The sequence below is a fragment of the Shinella zoogloeoides genome (assembly GCF_022682305.1).
GTDB classification, from domain to species: Bacteria; Pseudomonadota; Alphaproteobacteria; order Rhizobiales; family Rhizobiaceae; genus Shinella; species Shinella zoogloeoides_B.
Window position 1 is genome coordinate 2,727,072 of record NZ_CP093528.1, and the last position, 23,260, is coordinate 2,750,331.

Consider the following 23,260-nt stretch of genomic DNA (forward strand, 5'->3'; position numbering starts at 1 on the left):
CGGGACCGCTTCCGCAGGCTGCGGAAGCAATGCCGGGCGAGACGTCCGGTGGCATGCGGGTGATCCGGAAGAGGCCGGAACCCGAGCAACATCCGGTCTCTCAACAAGGACTTCGGGGACATGAATTTTTCAGCTTGGTCCATTCGCAATCCGATTGCGCCGCTGCTTGCCTTCTTCCTGCTGATCTATGTCGGCATCCAGTCGTTCTACGCGCTGCCGATCACGCGCTTTCCGAATATCGACGTGCCCATCGTCGCCATTTCCGTGACGCAGAGCGGCGCGGCCCCGGCCGAGCTTGAGGTTCAGGTCACCAAGGAGATCGAGGACGCGGTCGCCGGCATCGAGGGCGTCGATGACATCATGTCGACCGTCACCGACGGCAGCTCCGTCACCTCCGTGCTCTTCAAGATCGAAAAGCCGACGAACCAGGCGCTGCAGGACGTCAAGGACGCCATCGACCGCATCCGCAGCGACCTGCCCGCCTCCGTCGAGGAGCCGGTCGTCACGAAGATCGACGTGGAAGGCCAGGCGATCCAGTCCTTCGCCGTCTCCTCGCCGAACATGACGCTGGAAGAGCTGTCGTGGTTCGTCGACGACAAGGTCAAGCGCGCCCTGCAAGGCCAGCCCGGCATCGGCAAGATCGACCGCTTCGGCGGCGCCGACCGTGAGGTGCGCGTCGACCTCAACCCGGACAAGCTCGAATCCTTCGGCATCTCGGCCGCCGACGTGAACCGCCAGATCCGCAGCATGAACGCCGATGTCGGTTCCGGCCGCGGCCAGATCGCCGGCGCCGAGCAGGCGATCCGCACGCTGGGCGACGCCCGCTCGGTCGAAAAGCTCACCAACACGATGATCGCCCTGCCGAACGGGCGCTTCGTGCGGCTGTCCGAGCTTGGCAGGATCACCGACACCTATGAGGAGCCGCGCTCCTTCTCGCGCTTCAACGGCAACCCCGTCGTCACCTTCGCAGTCTTCCGCTCCAAGGGCGCGAGCGAGGTGACGGTGGCCGAATCCGTCGCCAAGTCGCTCGACAAGGTGCGGACGCAATATCCCGACGTCTCCATCGAGCTGATCGACGACGCCGTCTACTTCACCTACGGCAATTACGAGGCGGCGCTTCACACGCTGATGGAGGGCGCGCTTCTCGCCGTCATCGTCGTGCTGCTCTTCCTGCGCAACTGGCGGGCGACGCTGATCTCCGCGGTGGCGCTGCCGCTGTCGGCCATCCCCACCTTCTTCATCATGGACCTGCTGGGCTTCTCGCTGAACCTCGTCTCGTTCCTGGCGCTGACGCTCGCCACCGGCATCCTCGTCGACGACGCCATCGTGGAGATCGAGAACATCGCGCGGCACATCCGCATGGGCAAGACGCCCTACCGCGCCGCCATCGACGCCGCCGACGAAATCGGCCTCGCCGTCATCGCGACGACCTTCACCATCATCGCGGTCTTCGTGCCGGTCTCGTTCATGCCGGGCATTCCGGGCCAGTATTTCATCCAGTTCGGCCTGACTGTCGCCGTCGCGGTGTTCTTCTCCCTCGTCGTCGCCCGCCTTATCACGCCCGTCATGGCGGCCTATCTCATGCGCTCGGGCGATGCGGACGGCCATGGCGAGGAAGAGGAAGGCCCCTTCATGCGCGGATATACCTGGCTCGTCAGAAAGACGACGGGCAAGTGGTACACCCGCTATGCGACGCTTGCCGCCGCCATCGCCTTCCTCGTCGCCTCCGTCGCCCTGCTCTCCACCGTGCCCGGCAGCTTCCTGCCGCCGGAAGACGCCTCGCGCGTCGTGCTCTCCGTCGAGCTGCCGCCGGATGCGATGCTGGACGACACGGACCGCACGACGACGCAGATCTATGATCGCGTCAAGGACATCGACGGCGTGCAGAGCGTCTTCGTACTCGGCGGCTCCTCGCCGAAGGGCGACCTAGAACTGCGCCGCGCTTCCGTGACCGTCATCCTCGACAAGCTGGAGCATTCGCTCGCCCACAAGCTGGTGAACGACGTGCTCGGCGGCATTCCCGTGATTGGCCAATACCTGCCGAAGCTGGAGGCCAAGGGCCGCCTGCGTCCGCAATGGGATATCGAGAAGGAAATCTTCGCGACCCTGCGCGATATCCCGGATGTACGCATCATCAAGCTCAACGACCGCGGCGAGCGTGACCTTGCCTTCAACCTGCTGTCCAACAACGAGGCGGACCTCAACAACACCGTCGCCGTTCTGGAAGCCAAGCTGCGTGCCGATCCGGTCCTGTCCAATGTCAGCTCGGAAGGCTCGCTGCCGCGGCCGGAGCTGCAGATCCGCCCGCGCGACGACCAGATGGCCCGCCTCGGCATCACCACCGCGCAAATCTCGGAAGTCGTGCGCGTCGCCACCATCGGCGACATCGATTCCCAGCTCAGCAAGGTCTCGCTCGACGACCGCCTGATCCCGATCCGGGTGCAGGTCGACCGCGGCTTCCGCACCGATCTTTCCGCCATCCGCAACCTGAAGATCCAGACGGCCGGTGGCCAGTTCGTGCCGCTCTCCTCCGTAGCCGACATCGACTATTCGGAAGGCCCGAGCTCGGTGAAGCGGCATAACCGCAACCGCGTCGTCTCCATCGGCTCGGACCTCCGTCAGGGCGTCGCGCTCGATACCGCCACCGCCCGCTTCAAGGAGATCGCGGGCAGCATCGACATGCCGCCGACGGTCCAGTTCACCGAAAGCGGTGACGCGGAAGTGCAGGCCGAGATGCAGCAGTCCTTCGGCAATGCCATGCTGCTCGGCTTGCTGCTGGTGCTGATGGTGCTGATCCTGCTCTTCAAGGACGTGATCCAGCCCTTCACCATCCTGCTCTCGCTGCCGCTCGCTATCGGCGGCGTGGCGGCAGGCCTGATCCTGACGCAGAACGCGCTTTCCATGCCCGTTCTCATCGGCATCCTCATGCTGATGGGCATCGTGACGAAGAACGCCATCCTGCTCGTCGATTTCGCCATCGAGATGATGCACCACGGCATGGACCGGGTGGAAGCCATGATCGAGGCCGGCCGCAAGCGCGCGCGCCCCATCGTCATGACCTCCATCGCCATGTCCGCCGGCATGCTGCCCTCCGCGCTCGGCGTTGGCGAGGGCGGCTCGTTCCGCTCGCCCATGGCGATCGCGGTGATCGGCGGCATCATCGTCTCGACCGTGCTGTCGCTGGTCGTCGTGCCGTCCTTCTTCCTCATCATGGACGACGTGTCGCGCTTCCTCGGCTGGCTCTTCGGCCGCTTCGTCGGCAAGAAGGACGACGAGCTGCTGGCAATGGAGCCGGAGGCCCTCACCCGCCTCGCCGAACGGACCGCTCGCGACGTCAGCGATCTGGAAAAGCGCATCGAAACGCTCGAGAAGAAGAACGGCGAGCGCAAGCCCTTCAGCGTGGTGCATCACTCGCCGCTCGCCGCCGAGTAAACCGCAGGGAACACAAACGGCCGGGCCGACGAACGTCGGCCCGGCCGTTTTCATATTCATTGATCGAAATCAAGTAAGACTTCCCCGACCTCGACTATCGTTCTGTCATCGAAATTCGGACGACGCCTGCGGGAGCATGGAGTGAGATCGATGAACAGGCTGATGAAACCCGGCGCCCGGGAACGCGAAACCCTTCTCAATTCGGGTCTTCTTTCCGTGCTTGGCGTGGAAAGCGTCGCGGCAATGATGGAGATCGCGTCCATCGGCAGCCTGCCGGCCCGCCAGATGCTGTTCCGCGAGGGTGAACCGGCGGATATGTTGCATTGCGTGCTTTCCGGCTATGTGCGTGTCTACAAGCTCGACCCGGACGGCCGGGAAGCCGACGTGGAGCTTTACGGCCCCGGTGACCTGATCGGCGCAAGCCTGGTCCTCGACGGCAGCCGCTACCGCGCCACCGCCCAGGCCGCGGAACCCTCGCTGATCGCCCGGTTCGACCTCAAGCGCGTGCGCGATATTGCGAGCCGCCGGACGGACCTCGCCATGGCCCTTGCCGCCTCGCTGTCAGGCCAGCTTGCCAAGGCCTTCGCAAGCCTTGCCGACGACCGGCTGCACACCGCGCCGCAGCGCGTCGCGCATTATCTGCTCGCGCATTGCACGGCGGACGGCAAGCCCGCAAGCTTCCGCCTGCCCTACCAGAAGAGCCTGCTGGCCGGAAAGCTCGGCCTCGCGCCCGAGGCGCTGTCCCGCGCTTTCTCGATGCTGCGCAACCACGGCGTCAGCGTGCGCGGTCGCCTCGTCCATATAGGCGATCCGGAAGCCCTGCGGCGGATCTGACGGCAATCAACGGTCGAGGCGTTCCAGACGCCCGGCGGCGATATAGGCCTCGACCCAGCGCCGCTCCGCGGAAAAGGGATGCCATTGCCAGCCCTCGTGGCCGAAGCCGGCGATGAAAACCCTGTCTCCCGCCGCCGCCACGCTCTCCAGAACATGAGCGATGGTGACCAGCCCCGAACTCGGCACGACATAGGGTGATGGATCGAAGGCGGCCAGCGAGGCCTCCAGCGCCCGATGGGCCGCGGCCGGGACAATCTTCAAGGACCGGCCGGTCGCCTTGCAGAAAGCCGCAAAACCGGCCGTATAATCATCGCAGAAATCGTCAAGGTCGGGGTGGCTGCGCGACAGCGGCCCACGCAACGCGGCAAAGGTCTCCGCCGCGCGCACGCACCAGATCTCCTTGGCCTGCCGCACGCTCTCACTGGCCTTCCATTGCCCTCCGGCAAGCATTTCCAGCGCCGGCCGGCCGGTGTTGCAGACCGCGACAACATCCGTCCGCAAGCCGCCCCGGCCGGCCGAACGGCAAAGGTTGAAGCGGATGACCATATCGGAGTTGTCGATGGTCTCCGCCAGCCCTTCCGGTACGGAACCGTTCCCGACGATAGCGATCCGGCGCATCATGGCGGCCCCTACCCTTCCCGTTCCGCGAATTCTCTCAATTCCTGCGTCCGGCTGCGCGTCAACTCGGCAAGGCAGCCTGAAACCAGCATGGCCTCCGCCTGCCCGCCTCGTGCCTGAAGGCCTGCCAAAACGCATTGACCATCGCGATAACCGATCCAGGCGCGCTGGGCGCTCTTGAGGGCATCGACGGCAACCGGCTGCCCATCATACTCACCGTCCAGCACCCGCGCCTTGACCAGCGCCTTGCGGTATTCGGCATTGAGGTCCGCATCCGCGGCCTCGTAGTCGCGATAGGCGCAATCGTTGAGATCAGGCTGCGCCGTGGCCTTTCCGCAGTCCAGCGTCGGTGCGCCGTCCTGCGCAAGGGCGGCGAGAGCGGAGATCAGCAGGACGGCCGCAGCAAACCCCAAACGGAAGTCGGGCATCCTCACGCCGCCCCGGCCGGCTTGCAACCCTCGGCCTTGAGGACGCGCCGCGTGGCCGGCGGATACTTGCCCAGCAGCGCGGCGGGACGGATGGGCCGCGGCGTGAAGCCGCCGCCGCAATTGGGGCAGACCCCGCCAAGCACCGTCGAGACGCAGCCGGCGCAGAATGTGCATTCGAAGGTGCAGATCATCGCCTCCGGGCTTTCCGGCGGCAGGTCGCGATCGCAGCATTCGCAGTTCGGTCTCAGTTCCAGCATGGTCCACCGTTTACGGAAAGGCGGGGCGGACATCCGTCACGCGCGGGGTTCGCGCCGGATTGTCGGCATGGGCACACCGTCGCGCAAGAGCGAAATGGGGCGTGCTCCCATTTTCCGCCGCGCAGAAACGAAAAAGCCCGGCGCGAAGCCGGGCTTGAAGATCGAAGCGGCCGGGCGGCGTGCATGCGCCGCCCGTTCCGTGAACCGATTACTGGTTCTCGACGTAGGTGTACTTGCCGTCGTCACCCTTCTTCCAGGTGTACATGACGTAGTCCGGACGGGTGATGTCGCCCTTTTCGTCGAAGCCGAGGTCGCCGATGGCGGTCTTGAACGGACCCTTCGCCTTGATGGCTTCGGCAACGGCCTGCGGGTCGCTGCTGCCGGCAGCCTTGGCGGCTTCGGCGATGACCTGGAGAGCGGCGTAGGAGTAGAGCGTGTAGGCTTCAGGTTCGAAGCCGGCAGCGCGGAACTTCTCGACGAGCTCCTTGGCGGATTCGTTCTTGCGCGGATCCGGCGCGAAGGTCATCAGCGTGCCGTCGACGGCGTCGCCGGCGATCGAGGCCAGTTCGTTCGAAACGATGCCGTCGCCGGACATGAAGGTTGCCTTCAGGCCCTGGTCGGCAGCCTGGCGTTCCATCAGGCCGAACTCGGTGTGCAGGCCGCCCCAGTAGACGACGGAAACGCCGGCTTCCTTCATCTTGGCGATGAGAGCGGAGAAGTCCTTGTCGCCGATGTTGACGCCTTCGTAGATGGCTTCGGTGATGCCGGCTTCGTTCATCGCCTTCTTGGTTTCATCGGCAAGGCCCTGACCATACGGGGTCTTGTCGTGCAGGACGGCAACCTTGGCGTCCTTGAAGTTGGCGGCGATGTAGGAGCCTGCTACGGCGCCCTGCTGGTCGTCACGGCCGCAGGTACGGAAGGTGTTCCACAGGCCGCGTTCCGTGTAGGTCGGGTTGGTGGAAGCCGGGGAAACCTGCAGGATGCCGTTTTCGGCATAGATTTCCGACGTCGGGATGGAAACGCCCGAGTTGAAGTGACCGACAACGAACTTCACGCCGTCAGCGACGAACTTGTTGGCGACCGAAACGCCCTGCTTCGGGTCCGAAACGTCGTCGCCGAGCACGACCTTGATCTGCTCGCCATTGATGCCGCCGGCAGCGTTGATGTCGGCAGCAGCCTGCTCGACGCCCTTCTGGATCTGCGCGCCGAATGCGGCGTTCGGGCCGGTCAGCGGGCCGCCGACGCCGATCAGGATGTCGGCCCAGGCGCTGCCGCTGAAGGCGACCATTGCAGCCAAAGCAACAGCCGACATGAGAGACTTCTTCATAGTGTTACTCCCAAAATTTATAGCGGGTTGGTTTCAACCGGTCGCAACACCCGCATTCATTGCGCCGATATCCTTATGCCGCAGCCGGAAACCGGCTGCGGAGTTCCCTCTGGTTACTTGGACTTCCAGGAAAAAGGCGAGGCCTTTTCATAGAGCCAATAGTAGTTGTTGGTCATCTGCCGCGTACGGTAGTAGCGATAGCCGAGCGTAGCAAACAACAAAAGAACGACAGTGTCCACGACATAGTATTGCGGCGACACCATGGTGCCGTGGAAGAGCGCATGGTGGATGAAGCGGATCGCCGCGCCGAGAAGCAGCACGTAGACGACCAGCGTTCCATAGCTCTGCCAGTTCTCCGCAACGCTCTTGCCCGTGCGCCACGCCGTCCAGCCGCCCATGATGACGGTGATGAAGAGGAACTGCCAGACCGACGGTTCTTCGTAGAGAATTCCCTGCATTGTTCTTGTCTCCCCTACCGGATCCGCCCTAGTGCCTGCCGCCTTCGAGATAGGCTGCGCGCACCTCAGGATTGGCCAGAAGTTCCTTGCCCGAACCGCTCATCGTCACCTGCCCGTTGACCATCACATAGGCACGGTCGGAGAGCTTGAGGGCGGCAAAGGCGTTCTGTTCGACGAGGAACACGGTCAGCCCCTCGGTCTGGTTCAGGACCTTGATGGCGTCGAAGATGCCCTTGACGATCAGCGGCGCAAGACCCAGCGACGGCTCATCGAGCAGCAGCAGCTTGGGCCGGGCCATCAGCGCGCGGCCGATGGACAACATCTGCTGCTCGCCGCCCGAAAGCGTGCCGCCGCGCTGGGCCTGACGCTCCTTGAGCCGCGGGAAGAGCGTGAAAATCTTCTCCACGTCCTCGCTGAAATACTTCAGATTGTCGAGGCTCGCGCCCATCTGGAGGTTTTCGAACACGGTCATGCGCGGGAAGATGCGGCGACCTTCCGGCGACTGCGCGATGCGGCGGCGGGCGATAAGGTGCGTCGGCAGGCGCGTGATGTCCTCGCCGTCGAAGGTGACGGTACCGGTGCGGGCCTGCGGGCTGCCGCAGATCGTCATCATCAGGGTCGATTTGCCGGCGCCGTTCGCGCCGATCAGCGAGACGATCTCACCCTTCTTGACCTCGACATCGACGCCGGCGAGCGCGCGGATATTGCCGTAGTAGGTCTCCACGCCCCGGACGCTGAGAAGCATGTCGCTCATCAGTGCGGCCCTCCCTGCGTGTCTTCAATCTCTTCGATCACCTCTTCGACCTCATCATCTTCGACACCGAGATAGGCCGCGATAACCTTCGGATCGTTCTTCACATGGTCCGGCGTGCCATCGGAAATCTTCTGCCCGTATTCGAGCACGACCACATGGTCGGAGATTTCCATGACGACCGACATGTCGTGCTCGATGAGCAGGATCGACGTGCCGCTATCCTTGCGGATGGAGCGCAGGAGTTCGTTGAGCGCGAGCGACTCGCGCGGGTTGAGACCGGCGGCCGGCTCGTCGAGGCACAGGAATTCCGGCCCCGTGCACATGGCGCGGGCGATTTCGAGACGCCGCTGGGCACCGTAGGGCAGGTCGCCCGCCGGATCGTCGGCGCGATCGATGAGATCGGCCTTTTCCAGCCAGTAGCGGGCGATATCGATCGATTCCGCCGCGGCCTTCTTGTAGGTCGGCAGGCCGAGCAGGCCGAGGACCGTGTAGCCGGACGCCTTCATCAGCATGTTGTGCTGGGCGACGAGCAGGTTCTCCAGAACCGTCAGGCCCGAGAAGAGCCGGATGTTCTGGAAGGTGCGCGCCACCTTGGCGTCGCGGTTGACCTCGAAGTCGGTCATCTGCTCCAGCAGGAATTCCTTGCCCGCCTTCTGGCGCATGGTGATCATGCCCATGGTCGGCTTGTAGAAGCCGGTCACGCAGTTGAAGACCGTGGTCTTGCCCGCGCCGTTCGGGCCGATCAGCGCGGTGATATCTCCGCGATAGGCTTCGAAGGACAGGTCGTTGATGGCCATGAGGCCACCGAAGCGCATCGAGAGATGCTCGACTTTCAGGATGGGATCTTTCGTCATCGTATTCGTCGCTATCTTCGTCTCGGGCGCCATCAGCCGTGCCCTTCCTTGGTGAAGCTGCCGGAGACGGACTTGCGTTCCTTGAGGAAGGCAGTCGGCTCACGGCTTCCGACGAAGCCGCGCGGCTTCCAGACCATGACCACGACCATGGCGAGGCCGAAGATCAGCATGCGGTAGAGTTCAGGCGTGAAGTCCGGCCCGAAGATGGCCTTCAGGAAGGTCATCTCGCGCAGCAGCTCGGTGCCGCCGACCATGACGGCCGCCGCGATGGCGATGCCGACGAGCGAACCCATGCCGCCGAGAACCACGATGGCGAGGATGATCGCCGATTCGAGGAACACGAAGCTTTCCGGCGAGACGAAACCCTGGCGCACGGCGAAGAAGGAGCCGGCGAAGCCGCCGAACATCGCGCCGATGGAGAAGGCCGTCAGCTTGGTCGTCACCGTGTTGATGCCGAGCGAACGGCAGGCGATCTCGTCTTCGCGCAGGGCTTCCCAGGCCCTGCCGATCGGCATGCGGCGCAGGCGGATCGTCACATAGGCGGTGAGCAGGGCCAGCGCCAGGATGAGATAGAACAGGAAGACCTTGTAGTAGGCCGAGGACATCGGCAGGCCGAAGGCCTTGGCGAAGTTGTTCGGCGCGGAAACGTCGAAGGACCAGATGCCGAAAACCGAGGCCTTGGGAATGCCCGAGACGCCGAAGGTGCCCCTGGTCACTTCCGTCCAGTTGATCAGGACGAGGCGGATGATCTCACCGAAGGCAAGCGTCACGATGGCGAGGTAGTCGCCCTTCAGGCGCAGCACCGGGAAGCCGAGGATCATGCCCCAGAAGGCGGCGAGGATGCCGGCGAGCGGCAGGAGCACCCAGAAGGAGAAGCCGAACTGCTGCGACAGGAGCGCATAGGAATAGGCGCCGACCGCATAGAAGGCGACGTAGCCGAGGTCGAGCAGGCCGGCGAGGCCGACCACGATGTTCAGGCCCCAGGCGAGCATCACGTAGATGAGGATCTGGATGCCGAAGTTGTCGACCCACTTCAGCGAGCCCTGCACGCCGAAAAGCATGATCATCAGCGGCGGGTAGAAGAGCAGCGCGACGATGGCGATCTTGCTGAAGTTGCGCTTGAAGAAGCTTTCTTCCGTATCCACGCCCGTCTTCGAGGCGGCCGCTGCCTTGCGGGCGGCCATGAAGGGGCGGATATAGGCTACGGAGAGGAAACGGCCGACAGCAGCGATGATCACGAAGATCGCGAGCAGGCCCCAGCGCTGGTTCAGCACAAGCTCGTTGCGGATGTTCTGCGTGGTCTCGAGACCGACGAAGAGGACGAAGAGGCCGAGTGCGACGAGGCCGGCAAAAAAGCCCTCGCGCAGAGCCCGCGCCGTCAGGTTCCCGCCGGCGCTCTCATGGGTGTTGGAAATGTTGGACATGAAATCAAACCTTCTCGACTTCCGGTCGTCCGAGAATACCGGACGGCTTGAAGATCAGGACGATGGCGAGGATGGAGAACGTCGCGACGTCCTTGTAGTCGATGGTGAAGTAGGCGGACCACAGGCTCTCGATAAGGCCGATGAGAAGGCCGCCGAGAACGGCGCCCGGCAGCGAGCCGATGCCGCCCAGAACCGCGGCCGTGAAGGCCTTGACGCCCGGGATGAAGCCGTCGGTGAAGACGGTCACGCCGTAATACATCAGGTACATGGTGCCGGCGACGGCAGCGAGCGAGGCGCCCATGATGAAGGTCACGGAGATCGTGCGGTCCACGTCGATGCCGAGCAGCGCCGCCATCTTGCGGTCCTGTTCGGTTGCACGTTGCGCTCTACCAAGCGAGGTCTTGTTGACGATATACCAGAAGGTCGTCAGCAGCACGACCGTCAGCACCATGATGATGATCTGCTTGAGCGAGATCGCGATGCCGAAGACGTTGTAGACCGAGGACACCAGCGGCGGGATCGGCTTGTTGCGCGGGCCCTGGGTCACCTGGATGAAGTTGGACAGCGCGATCGACATGCCGATGGCGGTGATCAGCGGCGCGAGGCGGAAGGATCCGCGTAGCGGCCGATAGGCAACCTTCTCGATCGTCCAGTTCCACAGCGATGCGGTGAGCATCGCTGCGGCGATCATGACCAGCAGCAGGAGGACGACCGGAAGGCCGACGAACACGCTGGTCAGGACGAGGAAGGTGATGAGAGCGGCAAATCCGCCAAGCATGAAGATATCGCCATGGGCGAAGTTGATCATGCCGATGATGCCGTAAACCATGGTGTAGCCGATGGCTATCAGACCATAAATCGAGCCAAGCGTCAGCCCGTTGACGAGCTGCTGGACGAAATACTCCATATAAATCCCCCGGATGCAGTTCCTGATGGGCCCGCATCTCTTGTTTTTGTCGCTCTTTTCGAGCTTGTTTGGACAATGCGGATTCCATACCGCTTTCGATGCAAAAGGGAAGCCCAAAAAGCCTGGATCGACAATTTCTTTGGAAAGAAGCGCCGGATGACGCCTTTAACGCCATGGAAACCAAAAAATGGGCGGAGGAATCGGCACTTTTGCCCAAAAACGTGCACGAAAGTTGCAAACCGCCGTCCCATTTCGGGACAATCACGGCAGGCTGCATCGGCCGGTTTCAGCGCGTGGCGAAATCGACCGACAGATGGTGGCCGCGGGCCATCGTCTTCAGGTCGTCCACCAGCGCCTGCGCGAAGCTGCGGGCCACGACAAGATCGAAGCGCGCCTCGCCGGTCCGGGCGAGATTGACGGCGAGGTGATTGCAGCGGGCATTCGCCGCCCGGCCGACAGGAAAGGCCTCCGGATGCAGGTCGACGGCGATGCCATTCGCCAGGATGCGGGCCGCATCGGGGCCGCTGAGCGTGATGACGACGCGCCCGTGGCTCTGGTCGCAGACATGGGCGCGCGCGCCGAACCGGGCTTCGAGTTCGGCGACGAGCGTTTCCGGCGCATGCGCTTCGGCCAGCACCAGCCATTCCCCGGGGCCGCAGAAACGCGCCTCGACCGAACCGTCCGCGGCAAGAAGGGCTGCGACTTCGGCAAAACAGCCCGGTGCGGCCAACACCACGGCAAGCGCCGGCGTGCGATGGACCGCCAGATGATTCGGCCGATGCTCGGAGATCGCTCCGATGGTGCCGTCCAGCGCATGCGTCGCCTGATAGTCGTAAGCCATCGCCCTCACCTCACGTCGTCAGCTTGTGGTTTTCCGGATCGACGAAGACCGGACTGCAGACCTCCGCCATGGTCTCGACGCCGCGCAGCCGGTCCCATACCACGATCTTCTCGCCATATCGCTCTCGGCCGGACTTGAGGAAAGCAAGCGCGATATGCCCGCCGAGCGTCGGCGAGAAGCAGGCGGAGCTGACCCAGCCCTGGTCGTTCAGCGTCGAGGGCTTGGCTCCGTCCTTGAGCAGGTGCGCGCCGGCCCGCAGGTCCTGATCGGCCTCCAGCGCCCGAAGACCGACGAGCTGCGCGCGGTCGGCGGCGGTCAGGCCGAAGCGGGCGGACAGGCGCTTGCCGATGAAATCCGGCTTGGACGCACCCATCATGCGCCCGAGGCCAGCATCGTCCGGCGTCACGCGGCCATCGAATTCGGCATGGGTCACATGCCCCTTCTCGATGCGCAGCACGTTCAGCGCCTCGACACCGTAGGCGCAAAGGCCGTGCGGCTCGCCTGCCCGCATCAGGGCGTCCGCCACTGCCTCGCCGTATCCGGCCGGCACCGCCAGCTCATAGGCAAGCTCGCCGGAGAAGGAAATGCGGAAGAGCCGCGCCCTGAGATTGCCCTTCAGCCGCACCTCGCGGCCAGCCAGGAACGGGAAGGCCGCGTTGGACACATCGTCCTCGACCACGGCCTGCAGGATGGCACGCGCCTTCGGCCCGGCGAGCGACATCTGCGCCCATTGATCGGAGACGGAGAGGAAGCGCACCCGCAGCTCCGGCCAGAGCACCTGTGCGGCAAACTCCATATGCGACAGCACGCCGCCCGCCATGGCGGTCGTCGTCGTGACGAGAAAATGCGCCTCCGCCAGCCGGCTCACGGTGCCGTCGTCATAGACCATGCCGTCCTCGCGCAGCATGAGGCCGTAGCGCGCCTTGCCGACCGGCAGTTTCAGCACGGGATTGCAATAAAGCCGGTCGAGAAACTCGGCGGCATCCAGCCCGAAGACCTCGATCTTGCCGAGCGTCGAGACATCGCAGAGACCGGCATGCGCGCGCACGGTGCGCACTTCGCGGTCGACGCTTTCCCGCCAGGTCTTCTCCCCGGCTTTCGGAAACCAGGATGGGCGGTACCACAACCCGGAATCGACGAAGGCCGCGCCGTTCGCCGCCGCCCAGCCATGCAGCGGCGAGCGGCGGACGGGCATGGCATGCTCGCCGATAGCGGTCCCCGCCAGCGCCCCGAAGGAGACGGGCGTGTAGAACGGCCGGAACGTCGTCGTACCGACGTCGGCGGGGCTGACGCCGCGCATGGCGGCAAGGATGCCGATGGCGTTGACATTGCCGAGCTTGCCCTGGTCGGTCGCCATGCCGCTCGTTGTATAGCGCTTGGCATGCTCGACATGGCCGAAGCCCTCGCGCACGGCAAGGCCGAGGTCCCCGGTATGCACGTCGTTCTGGAAATCCACGAAGGCCTTGGATTTCGCCCCCGGCACATGCCAGAGCGCCGTGAAGGACGGATCGGCCTGTTCGCCGACGGCGGGAGACGTGAAATCCGCGACCGGGCGCCCGAGTGCCGCCACCAAGGCCGCCGCCTTGCGCGCGCCGTCCTCGAAGCATTCGGCAAGGCGATAGCGCCCGGCCGCCGCACCGGCCATCGCAAGGCCCGGGCCGGCATCCGGCGCAAGGAAGGTCTGCAGGGCTGGCGCCCAGACCGGCCGCCCGCCACGCTGGCAGGCGAGATGGATGACCGGGTTCCAGCCGCCCGACATCGCCACCGCGTCGCAGGCGATCAACTCCTCGAAGCCCCCGCGATCGGCGACGATGGAGCGGACGCGATGACGCCCCTTCGTATCGACGATGGAGCCGCCGCGAATGAGCCGGACGCCCTCCGGCGCGCTGTCGGCGGCATCCGCCCGGCTGTCGATGAGCGCGGCGATGCCGACGCCCTGCGCCGCAAGATCCTCCGCCGTGCGATAGCCGGACGAACCGTTGGTGTAGATGACGACCGCCTTGCCGGCGGCGACACCGTAGCGATTGGCATAGGCGCTGGCGGCGCTGGCCGCCATGATGCCCGGCCGGTCGTTTCCGCCGAAGACCAGCGGGCGCTCCTCCGCGCCGGTCGCAAGGATCGCGTGCTTCGCCACGATGCGCCACAGGCGCTCCACCGGCCTTGCCGTGTCGATTGTCGCGCCGTGCTTCTGCACCCGCTCCACCGCACCGAAGACGTTGTCGTCGTACCAGCCGAAGACGGTGGTGCGCGGCAACAGGGTAACGTTCGGGCTGTTCTGCAACTCGTCCGTCACCCGCCGGGCGAAGATATAGGGCGCCTCGCCATCCAGCCGCGCCGTCTCGCAAAGCAATGCACCGCCGAGCACGAAATCCTGCTCGGCAAGGATGACGCGCAGGCCCGACCGCGCCGCGACCAGCGCCGCCGCAAGGCCCGCCGGACCGGAGCCGACGACCAGCAGGTCGCAATGCGCCCAGCTTTTCTCGTAGCTGTCCGGATCGGGCGGCAGCGCCGTGCGGCCGAGGCCGGCAGCGCGGCGGATCAGCGGCTCGTAGACCTTTTCCCAGAAGGCCGAGGGCCACATGAAAGTCTTGTAGTAGAAGCCGGCCGAGAAAAAGCGCGACATCAGGCCGTTCGCCGCGCCGATATCACAGGCAAGGCTCGGCCAGCGGTTCTGGCTGGCGGCGACGAGACCGTCGTAAAGCTCGGCGACCGTCGCCTTCGTATTTGGATCGCGCCGCGCGCCGCTGCCGATGGTGACCAGCGCATTCGGCTCGGAAGGGCCTGCCGTCACGATCCCGCGCGCACGGTGATACTTGAAACTGCGGCCGACGAGCAGCCGGTCGCTGGCGAGCAGCGCCGAGGCCAGCGTGTCGCCGGCATGGCCGGCGAGGTCAGCCCCGTCGAAGGAGAAGCGCAGGGCATGGCTGCGGTCGATCAGACCCCCGGAGGCGAGGCGATAGGCGGTCATTGCGCGCCTCCCCTCTCCGCCGCGGCGTCCGTCACGGCGAAGACCTCATGGGTGAAATTGTCCCGTTCCACCACCAGCCAGCGGCGACAGCCGGCGACATGCTGCCAATGCTCGCGGATGCGCCCGCGCGGATTGACGCGCAGATGGACATAATCGTGCCAGATCTCGTCCGCCGCCAGCGGCGCGGGGCGGGCGGGCGTGGCATCGCCGCGGATCGTGAATTCTTCCTTGGGACGTATGCCGCAATGCGGACAGGGGATCAGGCTCGCCATGGCTCAGCTCAATGCAGGTTCGGCTGGGCGCCGGCGCCCGCCTCGTCGATGGGGAAACCGCGCTCGAACCGGTCGAGCCGCAGGGCGCGCGCCACGTGATGGCTCTCGCCCCGGGCGATCAGATGCGCGAAGCAGAAGCCCGAGGCGGGCGTCGCCTTGAAGCCGCCGTAGCACCAGCCGCAATTCAGGTAGAGGTTCTCGATGGGCGTGCGGTCGATGATCGGCGAGCCATCCATCGACATGTCCATGACGCCGCCCCAGGCGCGCAGCACCCGCACGCGCGACAGGCCGGGGATCATCGTCACCCCCTCCTCCATGACATGTTCCGCCGTCGCGAGATTACCGCGCTGCGCATAGGAGGAGTAACCGTCGATCTCCGCCCCGAAGACCAGCCCGCCCTTGTCGGACTGGGAGATGTAGAAATGGCCGGCGCCATAGGTGATGACATGGTCGATGCAGGGTTTCAGTCCCTCGGTCACGAAAGCTTGCAGAATGTGGCTTTCGAGCGGCAGCTTCAGCCCTGCCATTTCGCCGACGCGGGAACTGTTGCCGGCGGCGGCAAGCGCCAGCCGGTTGCAACCGATGAAACCCTTCGACGTCTCGACGCCCGTCACGACGCCGTTTTCCCGGCGGATGCCGGTCACTTCGCAATTCTGGATGAGATCGACGCCGAGCCGGTCCGCCCCGCGCGCAAAGCCCCAGGCGACCGCATCGTGCCGCGCCGTGCCGGCGCGCCGCTGCAGAAGACCGCCGACGATGGGGAAGCGCGCATGGTCGAAATTGAGGAAGGGCAGCATCTTCATCAGCGTCTCGCGGTCGAGCTGCTCGGCCGCCACGCCCTCCATCATCATCGCATTGCCGCGCCGGGTGTAGTGATCGCGCTGGCTGTCGTTGTGATAGAGGCTGATGATGCCGCGCTGCGACAGCATCACATTGTAGTTCAGTTCCCGCTCCAGCCCTTCCCAGAGCTTCAGCGAGAATTCGTAGAACGGCTCGTTGCCGGGCAGCATGTAGTTGGAGCGCACGATGGTCGTGTTGCGGCCGACATTGCCGGAGCCGAGATAGCCCTTCTCCACCACCGCGACATTGCGGATGCCGAATTCCTTCGCGAGATAATAGGCCGTCGCCAGCCCATGCCCGCCGCCGCCGACGATGATCACATCGTAATGCGGTTTCGGCTGCGGCTCGCGCCAGACGGGTTTCCAGCCGAGGTTTCCGGCGAGGGCCTGCTTGAAGATGGAAAGGGCGGAGTAGCGCATGCGAAATCCCGGATCAGTTCCCCCACATTCGCATATGCCGCACAAACGGCAAGGCGTGGCATCGTCGCAGGCGCCGCGAGCGGCACTCTTTCCACATACTCCGCGAAACGCGCATTTGCTTTCACACCCTACCGCGACTAAGCCATGGACATGCAACCCGATCCCGCAGCACTCAAACAGGTCATGGAATCTGCCGCCCTTTCGGCCGGCCGGGCGATCATGGCTATTCACAGCGTGGGGCCGGAGGTACAGATCAAGCTCGACAGCTCGCCTGTCACCGAGGCGGACGAGGAGGCCGAGCGGCTGATTCTCGCGGCCCTGCGGCAGCAATTTCCCGCCATCCCTATCGTTGCCGAGGAAGCGGTCGCGGCAGGCCATGTGCCCGATATCTCCGCCGGCCTGTTCTTCCTCGTCGATCCGCTCGACGGCACGAAGGAATTCATCGCCGGCCGTAGCGAGTTCACCGTCAACATCGCCCTCATCCAGAACGGCGCGCCAATTGCCGGCATCGTCCTCGCCCCGGCGCTGTCGACCGGATTTACGGCGGTGGAGAACCGCGCCGAGCGCTTCTCCATCACGGAAGGCATCATCGGCGAACGCCGGGCAATCGGCTGCCGCGACCACAGTTCAGCGGTCACCGCCGTCGCCAGCCGCTCGCACGATACACCGGAGACGGCGCGCTTCCTCGACGACCACGGCATCGACGCCTGCACGGCCATCGGCTCGTCACTGAAATTCTGCCTCGTCGCCGAGGGCCTTGCCGACGTCTATCCGCGCTTCAGCCGCACGATGGAATGGGATACGGCCGCCGGCGACGCCGTGTTGCGCGCGGCGGGCGGCGAGACGCGCACGCTTGACGGCGCGCTCCTCGCCTACGGCAAGCGCAACCAGCCGCACGACGCGGACTTCGCCAATCCGAACTTCATCGCCGCGCGCGCGGGCTGGAAAACGAAATAGCCCCGCCGCGCGGCGGGGCCATTCGGTTCAGGCCGCCGGAAGCGGTTCAGGCTCGGAGGGCGGAGCCTCCCCTTCCGTCCCGCTCTCCGGCTTGATACGGAACCAGGCGATATAGAGCGCCGGCAGGAAGAGCAGCGTCAGCACCGTGCCGACGATGATGCCGCCCATCATGGCATAGGCCATCGGCCCCCAGAATACTTCCCGCGAGATGGGGATGAGCGCGAGGCTCGCCGCCGCCGCGGTCAGCATGATCGGGCGCATGCGGTGCTCGGTCGCCTCGCGCACGGCATCCCAGGCCTGCATGCCCTCCCGCCGCAGGTCCTCGATCTGCACCACGAGGATCACCGAGTTGCGGATCAGGATGCCGATCAGCGCCAGCACCCCGAGGATGGCGACGAAGCCGAGCGGCGCGCCGCTGCCGAGAAGGGCGATGACCACCCCGATCAGCGCCAGCGGCGCCACCGCGAAGACGAGGAAGAGACGCGAGAAACTCCGCAACTGCAGCATCAGGATCGTCGCCATAGCGAAGAGCATGAGCGGCACGACCGCGACGATCGGCGCCTGGCTGTTGGCGCTTTCCTCCACCGTGCCGCCGACCGTGACACTGTAGCCGGAGGGCATCGCCGCGCGGAAGGCGGCCACGTCCTTGTCCATCTGCGAGACGACGGTCGCCGGCTGCACGCCGTCGGCGATGCTCGCCTTGACGGTGATGGTGGGCTGGCGCGAGCGCCGCCAGACGACCGGCTGCTCCATCTCGTAGCGATAGTTCGCCACCGCCGCGAGCGGCACGGAGGTGCCGTTCGCCGTGGGAAGCTGGATCTGGCGGATCGTCTCGATGGATTCCCGCTCGGAGGGCTTGGCCCGGCCGATAACATCGATCAGGTAGACGTCGTCGCGAATCTGGGTGACGGTCGTGCCGCCGACAACGCCGTTCAGCGCCGAGGCGATATCCTGCGAGGTGACGCCGAGCTGGCGGGCCTTGTCCTGCAAGACATCGACCTTCACCACGCGGGCCGGCTCGTTCCAGTCGTAGACGATATCGCCGAGATGGCCGTTCCCGCCGAGGAGTTCGCCGAAGGCGAGCGCCTGCGCGCGCACCTCTTGGATATCCGGCCCCATGACGCGATACTGGATCGGCCGGCCGACCGGCGGGCCGATGTCGAGCAGTTTCACCAGCGCATCGGTGCCGACGAAGGTCTTGCGCAGATAGTCCTGAAGGTCCGCCCGCAGGCGGTCACGCGCCTTGAGGTCCTTGCTCACGATGATCGTCTGGCCGAAGGCCGGCGACGGCGGCTGCACGTCGAAGGAGAGCAGGAAGCGCACCGCGCCCTCGCCCACATAGGAGGACCAGCGCTCGATATCCGGATTGCCCTTCAGCTTCTCCTCTTCGAGCCTGGCGATCTGCGCATTGGTCTCGGCAATGGAGGCGTTCTGCGGCAGCGCCCAGTCGATGACGAGTTCCGGCCTATCCGAGGAGGGGAAGAACTGCTGCTGCACGAAGCCCATGCCGAAGACGGAGCCGAGGAAGATCAGCACGGTCGCGGCGATGGTCGTCCACTTCCAGCGCATGCATGTATCGAGGATACGGGCGAAGCCGCGGGCGAACCAGCCCTTCTCCTCGTGGTGCTTCTTCATGCTCTTCGGCAGGATGGTGACACCGAGCAGCGGCGTGAAGATCACCGCCACCACCCACGATACGACGAGCGAAATGGCAATGACGACGAAGAGGCTGAAGGTGAACTCGCCGGCCGCACTGTTGTTGAGGCCGATCGGGATGAAGCCCGCTACCGTCACCAGCGTGCCGGTGAGCATCGGGAAGGCGGTGGAGGTATAGACATAGGTCGCCGCCTTGCGCAGCGAATCTCCCGCCTCCAGCCGCGCCACCATCATCTCCACGGCGATCATCGCATCGTCGACGAGAAGGCCGAGCGCGATGATCAGCGCCCCGAGCGACACGCGCTGCAGCGATATGGCGTCGTAATACATGAAGACGAAGGTGATGCCGAGCGTCAGCGGGATGGAGAGCGCCACGACGAGGCCGGCGCGCAGCCCGAGGCTCACGAAGCTGACGATAAGGACGATGGCAACCGCCTCGAACAGCGCGCGCGTGAAGCCGGAAACGGCCTCCTCCACCACCTTCGGCTGGTCGGAGACGAGATGCACGTCGACACCCGCCGGCAGCTCGTGCGACAGGGTTTCGATTTCCTTCTCCACGGCCGCGCCGAATTGCAGGAGGTTCGATCCCTGCTTCATGCCGATGGCAAGGCCGATGGCCGGCTCGCCGTTGAAGCGGAACAGCGCGGACGGCGGGTCCTGGTAGGTGCGGGTGATGGTGGCAATGTCGCTAAGGCGGAAGAAGCGGTTGTTGACGCGCAGGTTCACGTCGCGAAGGCTTTCCTCGGAGGTGAACTGGCCGCCGACGCGCACGCTCACCCGCTCGCCGCCGGCCTGCACCACGCCGGACGGCGCGATGGCGTTCTGCGCCTGAAGCGTGGCGACGACCTGCTGGGTCGAGATGCCGAGGGCGGCAAGCTGGCGCGTCGAGAATTCGAGATAGATCACCTCGTTCTGCGCACCGATGAGATCGACCCTGCCGATATTCGGCACGGTGAGGATGCGCGTGCGGGCATCCTCCACATAGTCGCGAAGCTGGCGCGGCGTCAGGCCGTCGGCGGTGAAGGCGTAGATATTGCCGAACACGTCGCCGAAGCGGTCGTTGAAGGCCGGACCGACGACGCCGGAAGGGAACTCGCCCCGGATGTCGTTGATCATGTTGCGCACCGTCTGCCAGGTCGGCGCCACATCGCGGGCGCGGGTCGTCGGCTTCAGGTTGACGAAGACGAGCGTCTGGCCGGGCGTCGTGATCGAGCGGCTGAAATCGAGCGATTCCAGCTCCTCCAGCTTGCGCTCGATGCGCTCGGTCACCTGCCGCGTGGTCTCCTCGACGGATGCGCCGGGCCAGGCGGCGCTGATCGTCATCGTCTTGATGACGAAGGAGGGGTCCTCCTCGCGGCCGAGATTCTGGTAGGCGAAGAAGCCGAGCAGCGCGAAGACCAGCATGAAGTACCAGACGAGCGATGCGTGATCGAGCGCCCAGTCCGAAAGGTTGAACTTCTTCATAGGCTTGCCTCGTCTTCCATCTTTATCTTCTGGCCTTCCTCAAGGCTGTGCACGCCGGCCGTGACGATGCGTTCGCCCTCCTTCAGGCCGCTCGTCACCGGCAGGTAGCGGCCGATGGCCGCGCCTGTCTCGACCGCCGCCAGGCGCACCTCGCTCTTGGTCTCGTCAACGAGCCAGACATGCGGCTTGCCGTCCTTCACAAGCACGGCCGTCTCCGGCACCATGAGGGCCGTCAGGTCTGGCCCCTCCAGTTCGGCCGTGATCGTCGTGCCGAGACGCACGGTGTCCGGCGGGTTGTCCAGTGCGATCTTGACGCGCCGCGTGCGCGTGGCCGCATCGGCCGACGGCGCGATTTCGCGCACCACGCCGCGCACGGTGACGGCAGGGTTGATCTGCAACGAGACGGTGAACCGGCTGCCGACCGCGATGGCCTCGGCCGTCTCGGGGATATCGACGACGGCGTCGCGCGCATCCGGCTGGGCGACGGTGACGATCGTCTCGCCGGGCGAGACCGTCTGGCCGACCTCCGCGCCCGTCGCGACGACGACCCCGTCGAATTCGGCGAGAATCTGCGTGTAGGAAAGCTGCTCCTCGGCCTTCACCAGCGCCGTACGCGCCCGGATGAGACCGGCATCGGCCGCCGCGCGCGACTGTTCGGCGCTCTCGACGGCCGCCTTGGCCGCGGCGTTCGACTGGAGCAACGTCTTCTGCCGCTCCTCCACCGCTATGGCGCTGGCAAGGGTCGCCTCGGCGCTGGAAAGCTCGGCGCGCGCCGAGCGCACCGCAAGCTCGAAGGCCGTGGCGTCGAGCACCGCGAGCACGTCGCCCTTCCTGACGAGATCGCCGACATGAACGCTGCGCGACACAAGACGGCCCGCGACGCGCGAGCCGAGCGCGGCCTGCACCTTGGCCTGCACCGTGCCGGCAAAGCGCGTGCCCGGCAGCGCGGTGGGCGTCACGACCATCGAGAGAACGGGACGCGGCGGCGCGACCGCCTCCTCTTCCTTCTTGCAGCCGGCAAGCGCCACGGCGGCGATGACAGCCACGGCGAGCGGAACGAAAATCCTCATTGGGCTGCTCCTTCGCTTGCGGCTACCGTCTGGCCGGGTCGCAGCAGCTTCGTGCCGTCTGCGACATAGGTTTCCCCTTCCTCAATGCCGCCGGACACCAGCGCCGCGCCCGTCTCGAAGGACAGCACCTCGACCGGGCGCAGGCTGACCGTGTTGTTCGCCTTGTCGACGATCCACAGCGCCGGCTTGCCCTCGATGCCGGAGAGCGCCTGCCACGGCACGACCGCGACCCGGCGCGGCGCGAGCGCCCCGACGCCGACCACGGAGGCGCCGAGCGTCATCTGCGGCGGCGTCTCATCCATGGCGATCTTCACACGAACGGTGCCGGTCTGCGCGTCGATGGTCGGCGAGACCTCGCGCACATGGCCCGTCGCGCGCACGCTCTCGTCGCTGAGCAGCGTGACGGTCACGCCATCCTTGGAGGGCTGGGCGAAGAACAGCGATTCATAGACATTGAAAACCGCGTCGCGCGGGCCGTTGTCGGCAATGGTGAACATGGTCTGCGCCGCCTGCGCGACCTGTCCCGTCTCGGCGAGCCGCGCGGTGACGATGCCATCGGCGGGCGCGCGCAGCTCCGTATAGGAGAGGACCTCCCGCGCCGTATCACGCTGGGCGACTGCCGCCTCACGGGCGCTTTCGGCCGTGCGCAGCGCGGTCTCCGCGTCGTCATAGTCGCGCTGCGTGCTGATGCCGTCGTTGAGAAGCGATTTCTGGCGGTCGAAATTGGTGCGGGCGAGCTTCAACTGCGCTTCCGCCGCGCGCACGCCGGCCTCCGCCGCCTCCACGTCCGCCTTCTGTTCCTCAGGGTCGAGCCGCGCGAGAACCTCGCCTTCCCTGACCGCGTCGCCCACATCGACGAACCAGCCCGTGATACGCCCGCCGACGCGGAAGGAAAGCTCCGTCTCCACCCGCGCAACGACCTCGCCCGTGATGGTGATCGACTGTTCGCGTTCCTCGAAATGCACCGGCGCGATACGCACCGGACGCGCCATGCCGTCGGCAAGGGCCGGCGCGGCGGCAGCGGACAGCAGGAGAGCCGCCAGCATCATTCTACCCGATCGGGTCATCGTCGTCTCCACTGTTGCAGAAACCCCATTTAATATGGGGCCTCATTATATTGCGAAGAGCAGACTGGCAAGCCTCCGTGCCATCTGGCGTTGCGCGTGCCACGGAGGAGTGTGGCGGACTGCGCGCAAAAAGCCAATCGGCAAGGCGCCGTCGGTGGAAAATATAAAAAGTCATATTTTTCAGGGGCCTATGCCGCACCGCCCGCACCAGACAGGAAAGCCGCCGGCAGCCGGAAATCCTCGCGGTTTCCGTGGTTGCTGCACGACGGCTTGCCCGGAGCGTCATTCGTTGGACGCTTCTATCCGGTCCCCTCTGGACCTGTTTCGAGAATGCAGAAACCGTGCCAGATGCGGCCTCGCCTGGGATTCGCCGGAAAAACGCGCTATTCAATAGATATCTAATTTACAATATC

At 65.3% G+C, this 23,260-nt stretch carries 19 protein-coding genes; 3 read left to right on the forward strand and 16 right to left on the reverse strand.

Annotated features, from left to right (window positions below; genetic code table 11):
• Nucleotides 1-120: 120 nt before the first annotated feature.
• Entirely contained in the window at nt 121-3,432 is a 3,312-nt protein-coding gene (locus MOE34_RS13625; RefSeq protein ID WP_242217697.1) for an efflux RND transporter permease subunit, read from the forward strand.
• A gap of 150 nt (nt 3,433-3,582) precedes the next feature.
• Complete coding sequence (locus MOE34_RS13630) at nt 3,583-4,266, forward strand: Crp/Fnr family transcriptional regulator (protein WP_242217699.1); 684 nt, start codon at nt 3,583-3,585, stop codon at nt 4,264-4,266.
• A gap of 6 nt (nt 4,267-4,272) precedes the next feature.
• Here MOE34_RS13630 and MOE34_RS13635 read toward each other — a convergent pair whose 3' ends face one another.
• From MOE34_RS13635 to MOE34_RS13695, 13 genes are all read right to left on the reverse strand, one after another.
• The gene (locus MOE34_RS13635; protein ID WP_242217701.1) at nt 4,273-4,887 is read right to left on the reverse strand and encodes a Urease operon accessory protein; all 615 of its coding nucleotides are present in this window, start codon (nt 4,885-4,887) and stop codon (nt 4,273-4,275) included.
• A gap of 8 nt (nt 4,888-4,895) precedes the next feature.
• Nucleotides 4,896-5,312 carry a lysozyme inhibitor LprI family protein gene (locus MOE34_RS13640; protein WP_242217702.1) on the reverse strand — a complete coding sequence of 139 codons (417 nt, stop codon included), beginning with the start codon at nt 5,310-5,312 and terminating at the stop codon, nt 4,896-4,898.
• A 2-nt stretch (nt 5,313-5,314) separates the two neighbouring features.
• Nucleotides 5,315-5,569 (reverse strand): DUF1272 domain-containing protein, encoded by a 255-nt coding sequence (locus MOE34_RS13645; protein WP_242217704.1) that lies wholly within the window; start codon nt 5,567-5,569, stop codon nt 5,315-5,317.
• 208 nt (nt 5,570-5,777) lie between these two features.
• The gene (locus MOE34_RS13650) at nt 5,778-6,896 is read right to left on the reverse strand and encodes a branched-chain amino acid ABC transporter substrate-binding protein (protein ID WP_242217705.1); all 1,119 of its coding nucleotides are present in this window, start codon (nt 6,894-6,896) and stop codon (nt 5,778-5,780) included.
• A gap of 113 nt (nt 6,897-7,009) precedes the next feature.
• Complete coding sequence (locus MOE34_RS13655) at nt 7,010-7,354, reverse strand: DUF6867 family protein (protein ID WP_242217706.1); 345 nt, start codon at nt 7,352-7,354, stop codon at nt 7,010-7,012.
• 28 nt (nt 7,355-7,382) lie between these two features.
• The gene (locus tag MOE34_RS13660; RefSeq protein WP_242217707.1) at nt 7,383-8,108 is read right to left on the reverse strand and encodes an ABC transporter ATP-binding protein; all 726 of its coding nucleotides are present in this window, start codon (nt 8,106-8,108) and stop codon (nt 7,383-7,385) included.
• Nucleotides 8,108-8,995, reverse strand: coding sequence for an ABC transporter ATP-binding protein (locus MOE34_RS13665; protein WP_242217708.1), 888 nt, complete (start codon nt 8,993-8,995; stop codon nt 8,108-8,110). The genes MOE34_RS13660 and MOE34_RS13665 overlap by 1 nt, the downstream gene beginning before the upstream one ends.
• Nucleotides 8,995-10,386 (reverse strand): high-affinity branched-chain amino acid ABC transporter permease LivM, encoded by a 1,392-nt coding sequence (gene livM, locus MOE34_RS13670; protein WP_242217709.1) that lies wholly within the window; start codon nt 10,384-10,386, stop codon nt 8,995-8,997. The genes MOE34_RS13665 and livM overlap by 1 nt, the downstream gene beginning before the upstream one ends.
• Nucleotides 10,387-10,390: 4 nt before the next feature.
• Nucleotides 10,391-11,293, reverse strand: a complete 903-nt coding sequence (locus MOE34_RS13675) for a branched-chain amino acid ABC transporter permease (protein WP_242217711.1) — start codon at nt 11,291-11,293, stop codon at nt 10,391-10,393.
• A 286-nt stretch (nt 11,294-11,579) separates the two neighbouring features.
• On the reverse strand, nt 11,580-12,134 hold the full coding sequence (locus tag MOE34_RS13680) for a sarcosine oxidase subunit gamma (protein ID WP_242217713.1): 555 nt from the start codon (nt 12,132-12,134) through the stop codon (nt 11,580-11,582).
• Between the two features lie 10 nt (nt 12,135-12,144).
• Nucleotides 12,145-15,102 carry a sarcosine oxidase subunit alpha family protein gene (locus MOE34_RS13685; RefSeq protein WP_242217715.1) on the reverse strand — a complete coding sequence of 986 codons (2,958 nt, stop codon included), beginning with the start codon at nt 15,100-15,102 and terminating at the stop codon, nt 12,145-12,147.
• Nucleotides 15,099-15,374, reverse strand: coding sequence for a sarcosine oxidase subunit delta (locus MOE34_RS13690; protein ID WP_242217716.1), 276 nt, complete (start codon nt 15,372-15,374; stop codon nt 15,099-15,101). The genes MOE34_RS13685 and MOE34_RS13690 overlap by 4 nt, the downstream gene beginning before the upstream one ends.
• Before the next feature lie 8 nt (nt 15,375-15,382).
• Entirely contained in the window at nt 15,383-16,633 is a 1,251-nt protein-coding gene (locus tag MOE34_RS13695; RefSeq protein ID WP_242217718.1) for a sarcosine oxidase subunit beta family protein, read from the reverse strand.
• A gap of 144 nt (nt 16,634-16,777) precedes the next feature.
• Here MOE34_RS13695 and cysQ point away from each other — a divergent pair, with 144 nt between their 5' ends.
• On the forward strand, nt 16,778-17,590 hold the full coding sequence (gene cysQ / locus MOE34_RS13700; RefSeq protein WP_242217720.1) for a 3'(2'),5'-bisphosphate nucleotidase CysQ: 813 nt from the start codon (nt 16,778-16,780) through the stop codon (nt 17,588-17,590).
• A 27-nt stretch (nt 17,591-17,617) separates the two neighbouring features.
• Here cysQ and MOE34_RS13705 read toward each other — a convergent pair whose 3' ends face one another.
• Genes MOE34_RS13705 through MOE34_RS13715 form a run of 3 tightly spaced genes read right to left on the reverse strand, consistent with a single transcriptional unit; the run spans nt 17,618 to nt 22,847 of the window.
• Nucleotides 17,618-20,710 carry an efflux RND transporter permease subunit gene (locus MOE34_RS13705; RefSeq protein ID WP_242217722.1) on the reverse strand — a complete coding sequence of 1,031 codons (3,093 nt, stop codon included), beginning with the start codon at nt 20,708-20,710 and terminating at the stop codon, nt 17,618-17,620.
• Nucleotides 20,707-21,780, reverse strand: a complete 1,074-nt coding sequence (locus MOE34_RS13710; RefSeq protein ID WP_242217724.1) for an efflux RND transporter periplasmic adaptor subunit — start codon at nt 21,778-21,780, stop codon at nt 20,707-20,709. The genes MOE34_RS13705 and MOE34_RS13710 overlap by 4 nt, the downstream gene beginning before the upstream one ends.
• Nucleotides 21,777-22,847: an efflux RND transporter periplasmic adaptor subunit gene (locus MOE34_RS13715; RefSeq protein WP_242217726.1), complete on the reverse strand. Its 1,071-nt coding sequence runs from the start codon at nt 22,845-22,847 to the stop codon at nt 21,777-21,779. The genes MOE34_RS13710 and MOE34_RS13715 overlap by 4 nt, the downstream gene beginning before the upstream one ends.
• Nucleotides 22,848-23,260: the final 413 nt, after the last annotated feature.

Excerpts from the sequence above, each read along its gene's own strand:
- MOE34_RS13625 (WP_242217697.1), top strand. The coding sequence starts at position 121 with ATGAATTTTTCAGCTTGGTCCATTCGCAATCCGATTGCGCCGCTGCTT.
- MOE34_RS13630 (WP_242217699.1), top strand. The coding sequence starts at position 3,583 with ATGAACAGGCTGATGAAACCCGGCGCCCGGGAACGCGAAACCCTTCTC.
- MOE34_RS13635 (WP_242217701.1), bottom strand. The coding sequence starts at position 4,887 with ATGATGCGCCGGATCGCTATCGTCGGGAACGGTTCCGTACCGGAAGGG.
- MOE34_RS13640 (WP_242217702.1), bottom strand. The coding sequence starts at position 5,312 with ATGCCCGACTTCCGTTTGGGGTTTGCTGCGGCCGTCCTGCTGATCTCC.
- MOE34_RS13645 (WP_242217704.1), bottom strand. The coding sequence starts at position 5,569 with ATGCTGGAACTGAGACCGAACTGCGAATGCTGCGATCGCGACCTGCCG.
- MOE34_RS13650 (WP_242217705.1), bottom strand. The coding sequence starts at position 6,896 with ATGAAGAAGTCTCTCATGTCGGCTGTTGCTTTGGCTGCAATGGTCGCC.
- MOE34_RS13655 (WP_242217706.1), bottom strand. The coding sequence starts at position 7,354 with ATGCAGGGAATTCTCTACGAAGAACCGTCGGTCTGGCAGTTCCTCTTC.
- MOE34_RS13660 (WP_242217707.1), bottom strand. The coding sequence starts at position 8,108 with ATGAGCGACATGCTTCTCAGCGTCCGGGGCGTGGAGACCTACTACGGC.
- MOE34_RS13665 (WP_242217708.1), bottom strand. The coding sequence starts at position 8,995 with ATGGCGCCCGAGACGAAGATAGCGACGAATACGATGACGAAAGATCCC.
- livM (WP_242217709.1), bottom strand. The coding sequence starts at position 10,386 with ATGTCCAACATTTCCAACACCCATGAGAGCGCCGGCGGGAACCTGACG.
- MOE34_RS13675 (WP_242217711.1), bottom strand. The coding sequence starts at position 11,293 with ATGGAGTATTTCGTCCAGCAGCTCGTCAACGGGCTGACGCTTGGCTCG.
- MOE34_RS13680 (WP_242217713.1), bottom strand. The coding sequence starts at position 12,134 with ATGGCTTACGACTATCAGGCGACGCATGCGCTGGACGGCACCATCGGA.
- MOE34_RS13685 (WP_242217715.1), bottom strand. The coding sequence starts at position 15,102 with ATGACCGCCTATCGCCTCGCCTCCGGGGGTCTGATCGACCGCAGCCAT.
- MOE34_RS13690 (WP_242217716.1), bottom strand. The coding sequence starts at position 15,374 with ATGGCGAGCCTGATCCCCTGTCCGCATTGCGGCATACGTCCCAAGGAA.
- MOE34_RS13695 (WP_242217718.1), bottom strand. The coding sequence starts at position 16,633 with ATGCGCTACTCCGCCCTTTCCATCTTCAAGCAGGCCCTCGCCGGAAAC.
- cysQ (WP_242217720.1), top strand. The coding sequence starts at position 16,778 with ATGGACATGCAACCCGATCCCGCAGCACTCAAACAGGTCATGGAATCT.
- MOE34_RS13705 (WP_242217722.1), bottom strand. The coding sequence starts at position 20,710 with ATGAAGAAGTTCAACCTTTCGGACTGGGCGCTCGATCACGCATCGCTC.
- MOE34_RS13710 (WP_242217724.1), bottom strand. The coding sequence starts at position 21,780 with ATGAGGATTTTCGTTCCGCTCGCCGTGGCTGTCATCGCCGCCGTGGCG.
- MOE34_RS13715 (WP_242217726.1), bottom strand. The coding sequence starts at position 22,847 with ATGACCCGATCGGGTAGAATGATGCTGGCGGCTCTCCTGCTGTCCGCT.